The sequence below is a fragment of the Flavobacterium salmonis genome (assembly GCF_903819435.1).
Taxonomy (GTDB): domain Bacteria; phylum Bacteroidota; class Bacteroidia; order Flavobacteriales; family Flavobacteriaceae; genus Flavobacterium; species Flavobacterium chungangense.
The window spans coordinates 258,231-272,355 of the sequence record NZ_CAIJDP010000068.1; the positions used below are offsets into that span (position 1 = coordinate 258,231).

At 33.0% G+C, this 14,125-nt stretch carries 16 protein-coding genes; 9 read left to right on the forward strand and 7 right to left on the reverse strand.

The window, feature by feature from the left end; genetic code table 11:
* The first annotated feature begins 8 nt into the window (after window positions 1–8).
* The 7 genes from trpA to FLACHUCJ7_RS11250 all read left to right on the forward strand — a co-directional run bounded on the left by trpA (window position 9) and on the right by FLACHUCJ7_RS11250 (window position 6,140).
* Window positions 9–770, forward strand: a complete 762-nt coding sequence (gene trpA / locus FLACHUCJ7_RS11220; RefSeq protein WP_180908967.1) for a tryptophan synthase subunit alpha — start codon at window positions 9–11, stop codon at window positions 768–770.
* A gap of 48 nt (window positions 771–818) precedes the next feature.
* Window positions 819–1,061: a hypothetical protein gene (locus FLACHUCJ7_RS11225; protein ID WP_078226213.1), complete on the forward strand. Its 243-nt coding sequence runs from the start codon at window positions 819–821 to the stop codon at window positions 1,059–1,061.
* Window positions 1,052–1,369, forward strand: a complete 318-nt coding sequence (locus FLACHUCJ7_RS11230) for a type II toxin-antitoxin system RelE/ParE family toxin (protein ID WP_180908968.1) — start codon at window positions 1,052–1,054, stop codon at window positions 1,367–1,369. The genes FLACHUCJ7_RS11225 and FLACHUCJ7_RS11230 overlap by 10 nt, the downstream gene beginning before the upstream one ends.
* Window positions 1,370–1,511: 142 nt before the next feature.
* Entirely contained in the window at window positions 1,512–2,141 is a 630-nt protein-coding gene (locus FLACHUCJ7_RS11235; protein ID WP_078226211.1) for a TetR/AcrR family transcriptional regulator, read from the forward strand.
* The gene (locus FLACHUCJ7_RS11240; RefSeq protein ID WP_180908969.1) at window positions 2,131–3,453 is read left to right on the forward strand and encodes a TolC family protein; all 1,323 of its coding nucleotides are present in this window, start codon (window positions 2,131–2,133) and stop codon (window positions 3,451–3,453) included. Before FLACHUCJ7_RS11235 ends, FLACHUCJ7_RS11240 begins: the two co-directional genes overlap by 11 nt.
* A gap of 12 nt (window positions 3,454–3,465) precedes the next feature.
* Complete coding sequence (locus tag FLACHUCJ7_RS11245; RefSeq protein ID WP_180908970.1) at window positions 3,466–4,545, forward strand: HlyD family secretion protein; 1,080 nt, start codon at window positions 3,466–3,468, stop codon at window positions 4,543–4,545.
* Window positions 4,546–4,550: 5 nt separating this feature from the next.
* Window positions 4,551–6,140 (forward strand): DHA2 family efflux MFS transporter permease subunit, encoded by a 1,590-nt coding sequence (locus FLACHUCJ7_RS11250; protein WP_180908971.1) that lies wholly within the window; start codon window positions 4,551–4,553, stop codon window positions 6,138–6,140.
* A 155-nt stretch (window positions 6,141–6,295) separates the two neighbouring features.
* Here FLACHUCJ7_RS11250 and yaaA read toward each other — a convergent pair whose 3' ends face one another.
* Window positions 6,296–7,054, reverse strand: coding sequence for a peroxide stress protein YaaA (yaaA, locus tag FLACHUCJ7_RS11255; RefSeq protein WP_180908972.1), 759 nt, complete (start codon window positions 7,052–7,054; stop codon window positions 6,296–6,298).
* A 254-nt stretch (window positions 7,055–7,308) separates the two neighbouring features.
* Here yaaA and FLACHUCJ7_RS11260 point away from each other — a divergent pair, with 254 nt between their 5' ends.
* Together FLACHUCJ7_RS11260 and FLACHUCJ7_RS11265 are read left to right on the forward strand one after the other, a co-directional pair.
* Window positions 7,309–8,742 (forward strand): CCA tRNA nucleotidyltransferase, encoded by a 1,434-nt coding sequence (locus FLACHUCJ7_RS11260; protein WP_078226206.1) that lies wholly within the window; start codon window positions 7,309–7,311, stop codon window positions 8,740–8,742.
* Between the two features lie 367 nt (window positions 8,743–9,109).
* Entirely contained in the window at window positions 9,110–10,135 is a 1,026-nt protein-coding gene (locus FLACHUCJ7_RS11265) for a COX15/CtaA family protein (RefSeq protein ID WP_078226204.1), read from the forward strand.
* Window positions 10,136–10,212: 77 nt separating this feature from the next.
* Here the strand turns inward: FLACHUCJ7_RS11265 and FLACHUCJ7_RS11270 are convergent, their stop codons facing one another.
* From FLACHUCJ7_RS11270 to FLACHUCJ7_RS11295, 6 genes are read right to left on the reverse strand one after another with little or no spacing between them, the layout of a single operon-like run.
* A complete protein-coding gene (locus tag FLACHUCJ7_RS11270; RefSeq protein WP_078226203.1) occupies window positions 10,213–10,980 on the reverse strand; it encodes a LytR/AlgR family response regulator transcription factor in 768 nt (255 codons plus the stop codon).
* A gap of 28 nt (window positions 10,981–11,008) precedes the next feature.
* Window positions 11,009–11,377, reverse strand: coding sequence for a 2TM domain-containing protein (locus FLACHUCJ7_RS11275; RefSeq protein WP_180908973.1), 369 nt, complete (start codon window positions 11,375–11,377; stop codon window positions 11,009–11,011).
* Between the two features lie 18 nt (window positions 11,378–11,395).
* The gene (locus FLACHUCJ7_RS11280) at window positions 11,396–11,713 is read right to left on the reverse strand and encodes a 2TM domain-containing protein (protein WP_078226201.1); all 318 of its coding nucleotides are present in this window, start codon (window positions 11,711–11,713) and stop codon (window positions 11,396–11,398) included.
* Window positions 11,704–12,006, reverse strand: a complete 303-nt coding sequence (locus FLACHUCJ7_RS11285; RefSeq protein ID WP_180908974.1) for a 2TM domain-containing protein — start codon at window positions 12,004–12,006, stop codon at window positions 11,704–11,706. The genes FLACHUCJ7_RS11280 and FLACHUCJ7_RS11285 overlap by 10 nt, the downstream gene beginning before the upstream one ends.
* A 1-nt stretch (window position 12,007) precedes the next feature.
* On the reverse strand, window positions 12,008–13,366 hold the full coding sequence (locus FLACHUCJ7_RS11290; protein WP_078226199.1) for a histidine kinase: 1,359 nt from the start codon (window positions 13,364–13,366) through the stop codon (window positions 12,008–12,010).
* 22 nt (window positions 13,367–13,388) lie between these two features.
* The gene (locus tag FLACHUCJ7_RS11295; RefSeq protein ID WP_078226198.1) at window positions 13,389–14,012 is read right to left on the reverse strand and encodes a tetratricopeptide repeat protein; all 624 of its coding nucleotides are present in this window, start codon (window positions 14,010–14,012) and stop codon (window positions 13,389–13,391) included.
* Between the last annotated feature and the right edge of the window lie 113 nt (window positions 14,013–14,125).

Genomic DNA, 14,125 nt, shown 5'->3' on the forward strand with positions numbered 1-14,125 from the left:
ATAAAACAATGAACAGAATAACTCAAAAATTACAAGAAGATAAAAAGATCCTTTCTATTTATTTTTCTGCGGGATATCCAAGTTTAAATGATACCGTTCAGATTATTCAGGATTTAGAAAAAAACGGAGTGGATTTAATTGAAATCGGTCTTCCCTTTAGCGATCCTTTGGCAGACGGACCAACAATTCAGGCGAGCTCAACAACGGCACTCCATAACGGAATGACTACTCAGATTCTTTTCGATCAGCTGAAAAACATCCGCGAAAGCGTAAAAATCGCGTTGATTATTATGGGCTATTTCAACCCGATGTTACAATATGGAGTGGAAGCTTTTTGTCAGAAATGTGCCGAAATTGGTATCGACGGCTTAATTATTCCGGATCTTCCGGTTGATGTTTACGCAGATCAATACAAAGCTATTTTTGAAAAATACGGTTTAATCAATGTATTTTTAATTACACCACAAACTTCAGACGAACGTATCCGTTTTATCGACAGCGTTTCAAACGGATTTATTTATATGGTAAGTTCGGCAAGTGTTACGGGATCACAATCTGGCTTTGGAAATGTTCAGGAAGAATATTTTGAGAGAATTTCAAATCTTAATCTAAAAAATCCTCAAATCGTAGGTTTCGGAATTTCAAATAAAGAAACTTTCAGCCAGGCTACGAAATATGCGAAAGGTGCAATTATTGGTAGTGCTTTTATCAAACATTTATCTGAAAATGGAAGCGGAAAGATTGAGAAATTTGTTGGTGAAATTAGGTAATTCTCAGTTTTTACAAATATTTTGTACATTTGAATAAAATCAATTATTATGGATTTAGAAACTCGCAAAATATCATTCGTTCAGGAATTTCTAAGACTTCAAAGTGAGGAAATTGTAATTCATCTTGAAAATTTACTTCATAAGGAAAAAGTTGAATTAGTTGATCAGGAAATGAAATCAATGAGTATTGATCAATTTAATAAAGAAATTGATCAATCCATAGATGATGTAAAAAACAGTAGAATCATATCTGCTAAAGATTTAAAATTTAAAATTCAGAAATGGGATTAGTAGTTTATTGGACGCAATTCGCTGAAGACAAACTCAATGATATTTTTGAATATTACAAATTTAAAGCTGGAATTAAAGTTGCTCAAACTTTAGTAAATGGAATTATTGATATTTCACATACTTTAGAATTCAATGCTTACGGTGGTCAAAAAGAAAAACTTTTATCTGAGAGAATACAAGATTTCAGATATATGGCTTTCCAAAATTATAAAATTATTTATTGGATTGATAGAGACAAACAAATAGTGTTTGTCTCTACTGTTTTTGATACCAGACAAAATCCTCAAAAACTTATATTAGAAAAATAATTCTTTACTTCTAATAAAAAATCAAGTTAAAATCAACATTTAATAACTACATTTCTCTGTGTTAATATTGTGTTAAATAAAAACTAAACAAGTGTTTAAATTAAACAACTGTTTAATTTTGTATTCGATTAGAAACAATACCATGTCAAACATCGAATTAAACGATAAAAAAATTCAGATTCTGGAAGTAGCTGAAAAACTGTTTTCGGAGAAGGGATTTGAAGGCACCTCAATACGGGATATCTCAAAGATTGCAAAGATTAATGTAGCCATGATTTCGTATTATTTTGGTTCAAAAGACCGACTACTGGAATCACTCATTATCTACAAAACGTCTGATTTAAAATTAAAACTTGAAAATTTATTGCAGGAAAATATCGAGCCACTCGAGAAAGTCAATAAGTTAATTGAAATTTACATTACCAGAATTAATTGCAATAAAGGTATTTTCAGAGTTTTACATTTTGAGCTCAATTCAAAAGAGAGAGAAAAAAGCATGACCGCCTTTACCGAACTAAAAAAAGGAAATTTAAAATCTGTTGAAAGTATTATTTCCCAGGGTCAGGCAAAAGGCGTTTTTAGAAAAGATGTTATCATTCCGCTTATCACACCTACAATAATCGGAACTTTTTTTCATTTTCATATGAATAAACCTTTCTTCGTAGAATTACTGAACTTAAACACCGAAGAATTGTATGATAATTATATAAAAACGACTCTTAAAAAGCACATTCAACAAACTATAAAAGCACTACTTGTTTATGAAAATTAGTCAATTAATGCTCTTTGGAGTTTTCTTTATCGGAATATCTTCAACAGAAGCACAAGAAAAAACAAGTTTAACCTTAGACGAAGCCGTTAAGCTGGCGTGGGAAAAGAGTAACGAGGTTACACTTGCCAACACTAAGGTAAACACAAAAAAATACGAATTACAGTCGGTTAAGAATAACCAATACCCGGACCTGAAAGTTTCGGGTCAATACCAACGCTTAGGAAAAGCTTCAATCGATATGCATAATGACGAAGCAAGTTCTGAGTCAATGGCTTCACCGGATCGCGCTATGTTAGGAATGGCTAATCTTAGTCTGCCAATCTTCTCCGGATTTAAAATTCAAAGTAGTATAGATACTTACGAAAGTTTATACGAAGCTGAAACTGCAAATGCGGCCAAAACAAAAGAAGATGTTGTACTTCGCGTGATTACCTATTATACTGCATTATATAAAGCGCAAAAAACATTAGACCTTTTAAACGAAAATCAGAAACAGGCGAAACAGCGTGTTACTGATTTTACGGAATTAGAGAAAAACGGAATTATTCCGAGAAATGATTTATTGAAAGCACAATTAATGGTTTCTAAAACGCAATTATCTATTGAAGAAACGAATAACAATATAAATAATATCAATTTCTATTTAACGACATTACTTAAATTAGAGCCTTCTGTTAAAATTGAGGTTAATGAGCAGGATTTCTTTAATTTAAAAACAAGTAATGCCCCAACATCTGATGCATTGGCATTGGAAAGCAGAAAAGACTTAGAAGCTGTTCGTTTACAATCTAAAGCAAGTGAGTCAAACATTAGAGTAGCAAAAGCTGGTTATTACCCATCTTTAGCTCTATTAGGAGGTTATACAGCTTTTGATCTGAAAGATTTCATTACTGTAAAATATGCGATGAATTTTGGCGTTGGTTTGACGTATGATTTATCCGGAATTATAAAAAACAATGCTCACGTAAGAGAGGCTGAAAGTAAAGCGCTTGAAGTAAAAAATTCTGAAGCACTTTTAACGGATCGTATCAAAGTTGAAGTTCAAAAATCTATTGAAGATTATGACTTAGCCATTAATCAAAGTGTGGTTTATGATGAAGCATTGCAACAGGCATCTGAAAATTACAGACTGGTAAAAGATAAATTCGACAACGGTTTATCAGACACTAACGACCTTGTGGAAGCTGACGTTGAATATTTAAGCGCTAAAATAAATACTGCTTTATCAAAAGCAAGTATTATTCAAAAATATTACGAACTGCTTTCAGTATCAGGACAATTATCACAATCATTCAATCTTTCTAAAATATAATCGCTAGCTCTCATGGAAAAGAAAAAGACAAATAAAAAATTCATCATCATACTAACCGTTTTGATTTTAGTAGGGGGAACTTACGGAATTTCAAAATACATACACTCTCAGTCTCATGAAGAAACAGACGATGCGCAGATTGAGAAAAAAATGAATCCGATTATTCCTCGAGTATCCGGATATATCAGCAAGGTTTATGTAAAGGATAATGATTTTGTAAAAAAAGGAGATACTTTGTTCACCATTGACAAAAGAGATTATCAGCTAAAAATCGATGAAGCACAAGCTGCTTTATTGGGTGCTGAAGGTCAATACGAAGCTGCAAAAGCTGATATTGGAAGCGCATATGCAAGTATTAATGTTTCTGATGCTCAAATGAGATCGGCTGGCAGTTCTATAGAAAGTGCCAAAATCAAATTAAGACAAGCTACAAACGATTTTAACCGTTACAACAATCTGTACAAAACACATACCATTACAAAACAGCAATTTGAACAGGCACAAACTGCAAAGGATGAGGCTGAAAATCAAGTACGCGTTTTAGAGCAGCAACAAAGAGCAAGCTCTTTTCAAAAATCAGTAATCCAGTCAAAATCTAAAGTTTCCGACAAACAGACAGAAGTTGCCGCTGCCAACATCAAGAAAGCAAAAACAATGCTTGATGTGGCACATTTGAATCTATCATACACTGTTGTTACAGCTGCGATTGACGGACAGGTGTCTAAAGTTGATATTCAGCCTGGACAATTGGTACAACCGGGACAATCTTTATTTTATATTATCAATAATAATGAAGCCTGGGTTGTAGCTAACTTTAAAGAAACACAATTAAATAAAATGGTCGTGGGACAAAAAGTAAGCTTAAAAGTAGATGCTTATCCTAATTATGAGTTTAAAGGTACTTTAACTTCTTTCTCTCCGGCAACAGGATCCCGTTTTTCTTTATTGCCCCCTGACAATGCTACAGGAAATTTCGTAAAGACAATCCAAAGATTACCGGTAAAAATTAGTTTAGATCCTTCAAACGATCCTGAGAAAGTAAAACTTTTGAGACCAGGAATGAATGTTGATGTAGACGTACATTTGAAATAATATAAATGGCAGCAGCAGTACAATCAGATGATGATTTAGTAGAATACGGTTATAGACGTGTTATTATTACGATAACCGCAGTACTTTGTGCACTGCTGGAAATTGTAGATACCACAATTGTAAACGTAGCACTAACGCACATGCGAGGGAGCCTTGGTGCTACCCTGACCGATGTGGCGTGGGTAATTACAGCATACGCAATTGCGAATGTTATTGTAATTCCGATGACGAGCTGGCTATCGCAGCAATTTGGACGTCGTAATTATTTTGTGGCCTCTATCATAATATTTACCGTCTGTTCTTTTTTATGCGGTAACGCTACCAATATATGGGAACTTGTAGCTTTTAGATTCGTACAGGGTATGGGCGGAGGAGCATTACTGGTAACAGCACAAACCATTATTACCGAAAGTTATCCGGTTGCAAAACGAGGTATGGCACAGGCCATTTACGGAATGGGTGTAATTGTTGGGCCCACTTTAGGTCCACCTTTAGGAGGATATTTAGTAGATACTTATTCCTGGCCTTACATTTTTTACATTAATATTCCACTGGGAATTATTGCTACTATTCTGGCAATAAGCTTTGTGAGAAGTCCAAAATATGGAGAAAAATTAAAAGCCAATCAGGTTGACTGGTGGGGAATTATATTATTAACGTCTTTTATCGGGTCATTACAGTTTGTATTAGAGCACGGTCAACAGGATGATTGGTTTAACGATTCTCTTATTATAACTTTAAGTGTTGTAACAGTTCTTGGTTTAATATTGTTTATTTGGAGAGAACTAACGTATAAGCATCCAATTGTAAACTTAAGTGTTTTAAAAGATGGAAATTTAAGGATTGGAACTGTAATGTGTTTTATTCTTGGCTTTGGTTTGTACGGATCGACTTTAATTATACCAATTTACACACAGTCGATTTTAGGGTGGACTGCTATGGATGCCGGATTACTTTTAATTCCCGGTTCGATCACAACGGCGATTATGATGCCATTTGTTGGAAATATGATTCAGAAGGGCGTACCTCAGGGATATATGGTTGGAGTTGGATTTTTAGTCTTCTTTTTCTTCACGCTTTTAATGCACAATCGAATGACCCCTGATACCGGAGCAGAACATTTATTCTGGCCGTTAATTTTAAGGGGAATTGGTTTAGGACTGCTTTTCGTTCCTATTACCACACTTTCGCTTTCAACATTAAAGGGAAAACAAATTGGCGAAGGAGCCGCTTTTACAGGAATGATGCGTCAGTTAGGAGGTTCATTTGGTATTGCCATCATTACAACATTTATTACAAGATTAAGCCAGGAACACAGAGTTAATTTGCTGACAAACTTAGATCCCGCAAAATATGATGTTCAGCAGCGTCTTGCCGGAATGCAAAGATCCTTCATAGCTAAAGGTTTTACAGCAGATGAAGCGATGAAAAAAGCATATCAGGCTATCGATCTTTCCGTACTTAAACAAAGTACCGTTTTATCATATATGGATATTTTCATGTATTTAGGAATTATGTTTTTATGCTGCATTCCAATTATCTTTTTTATCAAAAGAGGAAAGAACAAGATTAATCCCTCAGATGCGATGCATTAATATTTAGTAATTATTTATAATACGAAAAATCTGTGTCAGTTTCCTGTGACACAGATTTTTTAGTTTTTGTAAAATGTGCTTTGTAAGAAGTAACATGTTTTGAAAAAGACTTAAAGCATAAAACTTAACGTCTCAAAATCTTAGCTAATTTAAAATCATCTTGTAAAAACTAAATGATTTCCTTTTGAAAGATTCGCATCAAACTGATATCCTTCATAATTAAAGCCTTTAAGATCCTCAATAGTTTCAGCATTTGTATCAATAATATAGCGCACCATCATACCTCTAGCCTTCTTTGCAAAGAAACTAATCATTTTTAGTTTTCCGTCTTTATAATCTTTAAAATCCGGAGTAATTACCGGAACTTTCAATCCTTTTACATCAACAGCTGAGAAATATTCGTTACTCGCCAAATTCACGAATAATTCGTCCTTTTTTAATTCTTTGTTTAACGCTTTTGTTACTACCGGTTTCCAGAATTCGTGCAGATTTTTGTAATCTCCAACAGGTAATTTTGTTCCCATTTCCAGACGATACGCCTGCATTAAATCAAGCGGTTTTAAAAGTCCGTAAAGCCCCGATAAGATTCGTAATTTATCCTGCAACACATCTAGTTTCTCTAACGGAATTGTATACGCGTCTAAACCTGTATACACATCACCATCGAAAGTATAAATTGCAGGACGTGCATTTTCAGCCGTAAAAGGCGTTTTCCAATCCTGATTTCTTTTCCAGTTCAAGTCGGCTAGCTTGTCTGAGATTGACATTAATTCTGACAATTCAGCAGTTTTTTTTTGCTTTACAACTTTGTGAACTATTTTTGCTTCTTTTAAAAATGAAGGTTCAGTATATTGAGATGTTGGTAATTCTTTTTCAAAATTCAATGATTTCGCCGGAGATATAACAATTTTCATTTGTATGTTTTTGTATGATTCAAAAATACAAATTGAAATTTTAAAATTAATCTTTTATAATTGATTTGTCCAATAGAACGATAAGACGCTTGTGTCAAATTATACTGTTTTCTTATTTTAGCAAAATTCAGCATTCAAAACTATTAATTTATTCAAAAAAGTGAGCCATAGATTATAATAGGCATTTTCTATGTTGTAAATTTGCATGCGTTCATTCTCTTCAGGAATATCGTATTATCAAAATCAGTGAATTCGTGACTATACAAACAAACTACAAAACAGCTTTACAAAACAAAATCTTCGAAATCATTTCGAAAGCATCCCGAGAATTAAATGTCGATTCATACGTAATTGGAGGATTTGTTCGTGATTTGCTTTTAAACAGAGGATCAAAAAAAGACATTGATGTTGTGGCTGTTGGAAGCGGTATCGAATTAGCTTTAAAAGTTTCTGAATTACTTCCAAATAAACCAAAAGTTCAGGTTTTTAAGACCTACGGAACAGCAATGCTTCGTTTTGAAGATACGGACATTGAGTTTGTTGGCGCCCGAAAAGAATCCTATAATCGTGATAGCCGAAATCCGATTGTAGAGAACGGAACTTTGCAGGATGATCAAAACCGTCGTGATTTTACTATAAATGCTTTGGCTTTATCATTAAACGAAAATAATTTTGGAGATCTTTTAGACCCTTTTAACGGTTTATTGGATTTAAAACTTGGAATAATCAAAACACCTTTAGATGATCCGGATATTACTTATTCTGATGATCCTTTGCGTATGCTTCGTGCCATTCGTTTTGCAACACAATTGAATTTTGATATAGAAAGAAATTCATTAGAAGCCATTACCAAAAATGCAGATCGAATCAAAATTATCTCAGGCGAAAGAATTGTAGACGAATTAAACAAAATTCTTTCAACTCCAAAACCTTCAATCGGATTTTTACTTTTATACGAAACAGGGCTTTTAGATTTGATTTTACCTGAATTAACAGCATTGAATCAGGTTGAAGAAATTGAAGGGCACACACATAAAAACAACTTTTATCACACTTTAGAAGTTGTCGATAATATCTGTCCAAATACAGATGATGTCTGGTTACGCTGGTCTGCTTTATTACACGATATTGGAAAAGCACCAACAAAACGTTTCAATAAAAAACAAGGCTGGACGTTTCATGGCCATGAATTTTTAGGCGGAAAAATGGCTAAAAAGATATTTGAACGTTTGCACATGCCATTGAATCATAAAATGAAATTTGTGCAAAAAATGGTAGTTATGAGTTCACGCCCTATTGTTCTGGCAGAAGACATTGTAACGGACAGTGCGGTTCGCCGTTTGGTTTTTGATGCAGGTGAAGATGTAGAAAGTTTGATGACTTTATGTGCAGCAGACATCACAACCAAGAATCCGGCGAAATTCAAGAAATATCATAAAAACTTCGAAGTAGTTCGCCAGAAAATTATTGAAGTAGAAGAACGCGATCACGTACGTAATTTTCAGCCGCCTATTTCCGGGGAAGAAATTATGGAAATGTTTGATTTGAAACCTTCTCGTGAAATTGGGGTTTTAAAAGAAGCGGTTAAAGAAGCAATTTTGGAAGGTGATATTCCAAATGAATATCAGGCGGCTTATGATTTTGTGATTAAAAGGGCTGCTAAGTTAAATTTAACTCTTAAAAAGTAATGGATATTGTAGGAGCTTTTTTTCTATTCCTTTTTATATTGATCCTTACAGTATCAAACATTCTTTTTATAAAAAGTCTGAAAAAAAACAATATTAAAATCTTTAAATATAAATTAATGTTTTTCCTTATGTCTATTGTCTCTTTTTTTGCAGCAATACTCATTTATTATCTTTTTAACAAGTATGTTTTAATTAGGCTATTTAAAATACAAATGATCAATAGTACTTACAAAGCTAGATTCATGGCAGTTTTATCAATAGGTATTATAAATAGTATAGGAAACTTTTTAATATCAAAATTTTATTTAAGCAAGATTTATTTAAAAGAAAATACAAATAAAATCGAAATCGAATTAATCGGAACAGAATGAAAAAAGAAAATAAATCAGTAATCATTTGGTTACTATCAGGCTGTGTTTTATTATTTTTAATGGTTGTTGTGGGCGGTATCACGCGTTTAACCAACTCAGGTTTATCCATGACCGACTGGCATTTGGTAACAGATACATTTCCGCCTTTAACAGAAGCCAAATGGAATGAAGCTTTTGAACAATACAAGAAATTTCCGGAGTACCAAAAAATCAATATTCACAATGATTTTCAATTAGCCGATTATAAATTCATTTATTTCTGGGAATGGTTTCACCGTTTTATCGGTCGCATTATCGGATTGGTTTTCTTTGTGCCTTTCGTTTATTTTTTAATCAAAAAGAAATTAGACACTGAAACTATTAAAAAATGTATTGTTCTTTTGGCAATGGGAGGTTTCCAAGGATTCTTAGGATGGTTTATGGTTAGAAGCGGATTAATCGACAATCCGGATGTAAGTCATTTTAGACTTTCACTTCACCTGACTTTTGCTTTTATCACTTTTGCCTACACACTTTGGGTTGCACTGGATTTGATTTATCCGGAAAGAAATATCAACAGAATAATTCCGCTTCGTACTATCGCCAGATATGCTTTGGTAGCTTTATTGATCCAGATTATTTACGGCGGATTTGTAGCTGGATTGAATGCCGGGTTAATTCACAATCACTGGCCGTTAATGAGCGATGGAGAATTTATTCATGAATCGGTTTTTATTGAGCAGTCTTCTTTGGTGAAGAATTTAATTGAAGGAAAAAGCGGTGTTCAGTTTGTACACAGGACTTTTGCTTATGTAGTAGTTGCTATTATTCTTTTTCTTTTCTTCAAAAGCAAAAAATATGCACTTACCAGAACTCAGTCAAATGGAATTAATATTCTGGTAGTTTTTGTATTCATTCAGTTTCTGCTTGGGGTTTTTACTTTATTGTACAGTGTTCCTCTGGCTTTAGGATTGATTCACCAGGTTATGGCCTTTTTTCTTTTGAGTGCTATGACTTATACTTTGCATCGAGTGAGTAAATAAATTATATTTTTCAGTAAATACGAAAGAGCTTCAAAAAATTTGAAGCTCTTTTCTTTTATATTAATTCCAGAATTTTTCTATCCAAGCCAACTCTTAAAATCCTGAACTTTTTCACGGCTTACGATTACCTCATCATCTTTATAACTTGGTAAAATAACTTTCAGTCGTGAATTGGTATACACCTGAATTTCTTTAATTGCTTTTAACGGTACAATAAATTTTCTGCTTACGCGAAAGAAATCCTTCTTGTCCAATTCCTGTTCCAAAATTTCTAAAGTTGAATCAATCAGATAATCACGATTGTCATAAGTATGAATGTAAGTGCCTTTATTTTCACTGAAAAAACACTCAATTTCATCTTTAGTAATGACTTTTAAATGCTGACCAATTTTAACGGTAAACCTTTCCTTATAGGTCTTCTCAAAAGGATTAGTCAGCATTTTTCTAATTTGCTCAAAATCAAGCTGCAGGTTCTTATTGCCTGAATCTTGTTTAGGAATTCTGGTTTTATATTTTTCAACCGCAACTTCTAAATCATCTTCATCAATTGGTTTTAAAAGATAGTCGATACTATTTAATTTAAAGGCTTTTAAAGCATATTCATCATAAGCGGTTGTAAAAATGATAGCGCTTTTGATATCTATTTTTTCAAAAATTTCGAACGATAACCCATCAGATAGCTGAATATCCAAAAATATCAAATCCGGATGTTCGTTGTTGGCAAACCAATCAATAGATTCTTCTACAGAATGCAGCATGGTTTCTACAGCAATATTTAATTTTTCTAACTTTCGCTGTAATAATCTTGCAGCAGGTTTTTCATCTTCTATAATTAATGTGGTCATTTATCAGGCTTAAATTAAAATAATAAAGTTATTCCCATTTATTCTTATTGACTGGTTGTTTACTCATATATTCCTGAATTTTTCTTTTTTCCCAATCATCACCAAAGAAAATATTACGGCCAAAGACAGACAAAGCATGAGCGGCTAAACCGATACCCCAAAAAACAGCTGTTGAATACGTATGCAATTCAAAAAAAGCTCCTTCATTTAATTTTATCCCGGAAAAATCCCTGCTCAAATTGGAAATAATAATGACTGCGTTAACAATTAAATAAACTTTTAAGTGCGAATAAAAACCTTTTATCCTTTTTACTTGTTTGTATGCGATTTCAAAACTTTCATCATTTTCAAACTCTTGCCCGTACTCTTCGTAAAAGCGTTTTCTACAACGTCCCATTTTATTCTGATTTAAAAGTTATTGCCATTTATTTTGTTTCTCTTTTTCTTTATCCATGATTTCCTGAATCTTTCTTTCTTCCCAGCCTTTTCCTAAAACAGGAAATACTTCGAAAACCTTTAAACCATGAAATACAACTCCTAATCCCCACCAAATTAGCGGCCAATAAAACCATAAATGATTTGGCGAAGTGTATAGATTGATAAAAATCAAAACTATATTAACACCTATATAAGAAGTTAAATTACTGTAAAAACCTTTTACATTTTCGACTTTCTTTTTAGCCTTATAATATTTATCCTCTTCGTTATAATTGATTTCCATGATTACTCCCATTTTTGTTTATTATTTTCTTTTTCCAGAATTTCATCTATTTTTCTTTTTTCCCATTCTTTACTAAAAAAAGGGAAACGATCAAAGGCTTTCAGTCCGTGTAAAATAATCGCAACTCCCCAGCCTAACAAAGAATACCAAAAATATAAATAACCCGACGAAGTCATAAGGTTTACAGCAATCACAATTGGATTACAAAGCAAGAACACTGTTAAATGTTTATAAAACTCTCTAATTTCTTTTACTTTTTTTTGAGCCTGATAATAACGTTCTGCTTCAGGATTATTTGGTTCCATACTATTTCCAGGTTTGTTTCTTATTTTCTTTTTCCAGAATTTCCCTGATTTTTCTTTCTTCCCAATCTGAGCTGTAACCAAAAACTTTAAAAGCATGCATCACAACTCCAAATCCCCATCCTATCGCTGAAAACCAAAACCATTGAAATCCGGGAGAAATCCTCAAATTTATAAAAACTAAAAATGGTACTACGCAACAATACGAAATTACATTTGCGTAAAATCCTTTCAGTTCTTCGACTCTTTTTTTAGCTCTGAAATAGGCTTTATTTTCATCGCTATAATCTGTATTTGTTTCCATAACTGCTATTTGTTTCGTTAAAATCGGAATCTTAACGGTGAATGTTTGTTCATTTTGTTCAATTAATACCTTTCTGTTGGTTATAATTGCATATCGATTTACGATATTTTGCAATCCGACGCCTTGCCTGTGCTGCAAAACTTCTTTCTTCTGAAAATCATTTTGTACAGCTAAACAATCTCCATCAATGAAAATTCGAATATGCAATGGCTTTTGTTCACTTACTACATTATGCTTTACAGTATTTTCTAATAAAAGCTGCAAAGATAACGGGACCACTTTTGCATCCGGATTAATCGCTGTTGCCGGCAACTCGTAAAACAAACTATTTTCGAAGCGCATTTTTAGCAAATTCATATACGTCTTGGCAAACGATAATTCATCTTCAACCGAAACAAGTTCCTTATCTTTTTGTTCTAAAACGTAACGGTAAATTTTTGATAACGAAGTTGTAAATCGTTGTGCATTGTCCGGATTTTCTTCAATCAAAGAGCTTAATACATTTAGGCTATTGAAAAGAAAATGTGGGTCGATTTGATTTTTTAAGCTTTCGAATTTAGCATTTGCTGTTCCGGCAATAATCTTTTGCTGCGTTATTTCAAATTTTGATGCCTGTTTCCATTTTACCATAAAACTTCTGGCCTGCATGAAAGTCGAAACCGCTAAAGATAAAATGATGTAAAAAAGATGTATCCAGATCATTCTCTCACTAAAGAATTTGTCTACAGGGAGATTTTGAAGGTAAACAAAAATGTAATAATTTATTCCTAAAACGACTGGAACAGTATACAAAATTGTAACCATAATTCCGTAGTAAACCCTTAGATTGGTCTGCTCTAGCCAATCCCATTTTTTATCAAGAAGAACGTTAAGAAATCCATTTCCGAAACCTACTCCAAAAGAATAAAGACAGCTTATGAAAAAAGTTAAAAGAACGTTTTGAATATTTAAATGATCTCCTAAACAAGCTGAAAATATTACTGTAAAAATCATAGAAATCTTAAACGAAACAATAGTTCCGCTTTTTAGATCTGCATATGTATTTCCATTATGTTTCATTATAATCAGCTTAAATTAGTTTTTATTTTTTGCAGTTTTTTTGTGCCTCCAAAGCTCTTTCCAATCCCCATTTTGGTGAAAATTGAGTTTCAGGTTTAAAATTACCAAAAAGTTCGATAGCTTTATCAACTTGTACACACAGTGGTTTTGTATCAACACCTGTCCATTTTGCACCGCCTAATTGATAATCTGCTTCTCCAAAAACGGCTCTCGGATTGTTTGGATCTATTGCTTTTGCTTTTGCGTAAGCTTCCATTACTTTACCAGAGTATTTCATTGCGTTTGTCATTGGATCAGCTACAACATATCCTGTATAAATCAAAGCCTGCAAAACATATAACTCGGCATTGTTTTGATCTTTTATTATTTCCTTATCCAAAGCATCTTGTGCCTTTGTCAATAACAAATCAATTTTCGTTTTGTCTTTTTCCGTAAAAACTGCTGTTGTATTAATTAAGGCAACATAATAATTGGGTAAATAGCTGGTTTTGTCTGCTGCTGCAATTCTTTCAAACATTGCCGAAGCTTCAGCATTTTTTCCTTCTTTCCAAAGCCCGAAAGCTTTACCCATTCCTTGTTCAAATTGTGTTTGTGCAGATAATAAACTACAGATAAATAATGTAAAGGCTGTAATAATTTTAGTCATGATTTCTTTGTTTTAAAGTTATTTTTAGTTTTTATGTTCTGAGATCTAAATCTCTACGTTTTTTTATTGATGATTAAAACTCTGATTATTAATTTATACGTCAAAAGTATGCT

Excerpts from the sequence above, each read along its gene's own strand:
- FLACHUCJ7_RS11225 (WP_078226213.1), top strand. The coding sequence starts at position 819 with ATGGATTTAGAAACTCGCAAAATATCATTCGTTCAGGAATTTCTAAGA.
- FLACHUCJ7_RS11245 (WP_180908970.1), top strand. The coding sequence starts at position 3,466 with ATGGAAAAGAAAAAGACAAATAAAAAATTCATCATCATACTAACCGTT.
- trpA (WP_180908967.1), top strand. The coding sequence starts at position 9 with ATGAACAGAATAACTCAAAAATTACAAGAAGATAAAAAGATCCTTTCT.
- FLACHUCJ7_RS11250 (WP_180908971.1), top strand. The coding sequence starts at position 4,551 with ATGGCAGCAGCAGTACAATCAGATGATGATTTAGTAGAATACGGTTAT.
- FLACHUCJ7_RS11235 (WP_078226211.1), top strand. The coding sequence starts at position 1,512 with ATGTCAAACATCGAATTAAACGATAAAAAAATTCAGATTCTGGAAGTA.
- FLACHUCJ7_RS11265 (WP_078226204.1), top strand. The coding sequence starts at position 9,110 with ATGAAAAAAGAAAATAAATCAGTAATCATTTGGTTACTATCAGGCTGT.
- FLACHUCJ7_RS11240 (WP_180908969.1), top strand. The coding sequence starts at position 2,131 with ATGAAAATTAGTCAATTAATGCTCTTTGGAGTTTTCTTTATCGGAATA.
- FLACHUCJ7_RS11290 (WP_078226199.1), bottom strand. The coding sequence starts at position 13,366 with ATGAAACATAATGGAAATACATATGCAGATCTAAAAAGCGGAACTATT.
- yaaA (WP_180908972.1), bottom strand. The coding sequence starts at position 7,054 with ATGAAAATTGTTATATCTCCGGCGAAATCATTGAATTTTGAAAAAGAA.
- FLACHUCJ7_RS11285 (WP_180908974.1), bottom strand. The coding sequence starts at position 12,006 with ATGGAACCAAATAATCCTGAAGCAGAACGTTATTATCAGGCTCAAAAA.
- FLACHUCJ7_RS11295 (WP_078226198.1), bottom strand. The coding sequence starts at position 14,012 with ATGACTAAAATTATTACAGCCTTTACATTATTTATCTGTAGTTTATTA.
- FLACHUCJ7_RS11270 (WP_078226203.1), bottom strand. The coding sequence starts at position 10,980 with ATGACCACATTAATTATAGAAGATGAAAAACCTGCTGCAAGATTATTA.
- FLACHUCJ7_RS11275 (WP_180908973.1), bottom strand. The coding sequence starts at position 11,377 with ATGGGACGTTGTAGAAAACGCTTTTACGAAGAGTACGGGCAAGAGTTT.
- FLACHUCJ7_RS11280 (WP_078226201.1), bottom strand. The coding sequence starts at position 11,713 with ATGGGAGTAATCATGGAAATCAATTATAACGAAGAGGATAAATATTAT.
- FLACHUCJ7_RS11230 (WP_180908968.1), top strand. The coding sequence starts at position 1,052 with ATGGGATTAGTAGTTTATTGGACGCAATTCGCTGAAGACAAACTCAAT.